The organism is Segatella copri (assembly GCF_003465495.1).
Taxonomy (GTDB): Bacteria; Bacteroidota; Bacteroidia; order Bacteroidales; family Bacteroidaceae; genus Prevotella; species Prevotella copri_G.
On sequence record NZ_QSAV01000092.1, the window covers coordinates 1147 to 2822 of the forward strand.

Sequence of the window (1676 nt, forward strand, 5' to 3'; positions counted from 1 at the left end):
AGTTGGTTCGGCTTGGTAGAATCAGAAAACACCTTGATTTCAGCATTCTCCACATTGAACTTTCTTTTGTGTTCCTCAGAATAGAGCGAACCGCTAAAGTTCAAAGCCTTTCCTGTAAGAAGCACTCCGATTTGCTCAACGGTGAAGCCAATCTTCCTGCACAGGTTTTCCATTTGCAAACGTGCCTCCAACATCGGGAACCAATGCTTGGCTTTGCGGACGATGTCATTGAGCAAAGAAACTTCTGTTGCGTGCTTGCTCTTCAATTCTACGACCTCTGCTTGGTGTATCTGTTGCATCTCGCCGAGTTGTTGGCTGTGGCTGTCCTCCATTCGCTGTATTTTCTCATGGAGTTCGTCAATGTATTGCTCTCGGTCAGTCACAAGCTCGCACAACTTTCGGTTGTGTTGCTCCACCTCCTTCAATTTTCCACTGCCCAAAAGAGAACCAATCTTCGACACAAAGGCAGCCTTTGCTTCCGTCTTGGCAGCCTGTAGCTTCTCCGTGTTGATTTCACTCTTGGTCTGTTTGAGCAGTCGCTCCGCTTCCTCCACATCGGATTGCAACAGTTTCATGCAGTTTTGAAGTCTCTCCGTCTCTCGCTTGATGTTACGATAATACTGTGCCGTGGTGGTATGCCTCGCATCCGATCCACGGACACCTCGCTTCAAGCCATACTTGCCCATGGCTTCCGCATAACTGTCGTGATAGCCAACCATCTTGTCACGGTTGAGCACATCATCGGCACACAGCCTCACGGCATTGGCTTTCTTGCGGTATGTCCGCTTGCCTTCTTCCGCTGTCTTGTTCTTCGCCTTTCTCCGCTCGCCTGTCACTATCGGAACGATGGAGGCGTGGAGGTGCGGCGTGTGCTCATCCATGTGGAGAACCACCGACACGACATTCTCCTTGCCGAATGTGTCCTGCAACCACTTCAAACTGTCGTTGCACCAATCGTCAAGCTGACCATTGGCTGCGATGTTCATCATGTCCTCGTGCGTTCCAGACAGCACGGTTCTAATCACCCTCACCTGGTCATTGGTTATCTTGCGCTTGATGCCTGCCGTCTTGATGCGGTGGGCGATGGCTTCGTCACGACCATACACACCGCTCGGCATCTTGACAAGCTCACGGTTGAGGTGAGTCCTCGTAGAGTCTGCGTTGTCAGGTATCACCTTGCGCTCTATGTGATTGGACTCCCTTGCGTCAGAGCAGCCCTTTGCCTTCTTGAAATCCAAACTGAAATGTCCCATAATAAACTTGTTTTTGAGTTGTACAAATCCGCTTGCCGCATTGCGCCCTGCGCATGGCTCACGGGGTTTCAAAAGGGGATCCCCCTTTGCTCAATGGGCGTTTTTAGCGGTGGCGTGCCACTGCGTCAAGAAAACGCCCTATTGAGCTATGGCTTTTCCGTTCAGAATAGCCATTGGAGCAGGAACCGCCTATATGCCCAAGGCTGCGCCTCTCTTTCGAGGTGGAACGGTTTGCTTAACAGGCTGTACTTGGTGTACAGACTGTTTGGATTTAACTCCGCACAGATAGTCGTTCAAGTCTTTGTACTCACAGTACAAGTGGGATGCGTCCCTCACACGGTAGCCGAGGGCAGTCTCGATGGCAAGCGTTGCCTTCCGCCCAGCCTCGTCGTTGTCGAGCAGACAACTGATGCGCTCGTAGCC

General features: G+C 51.5%; 2 protein-coding genes. Both read right to left on the reverse strand.

Annotated features, from left to right (window positions below; all coding sequences use genetic code 11):
* Positions 1–1253, reverse strand: a 1253-nt coding sequence (gene mobV / locus DWV53_RS15060) for a MobV family relaxase (protein WP_259319012.1), incomplete at its 3' end; no start/stop codon positions are given.
* Between the two features lie 189 nt (positions 1254–1442).
* Positions 1443–1664 carry a toprim domain-containing protein gene (locus DWV53_RS15065; RefSeq protein WP_437181756.1) on the reverse strand — a complete coding sequence of 74 codons (222 nt, stop codon included), beginning with the start codon at positions 1662–1664 and terminating at the stop codon, positions 1443–1445.
* Between the last annotated feature and the right edge of the window lie 12 nt (positions 1665–1676).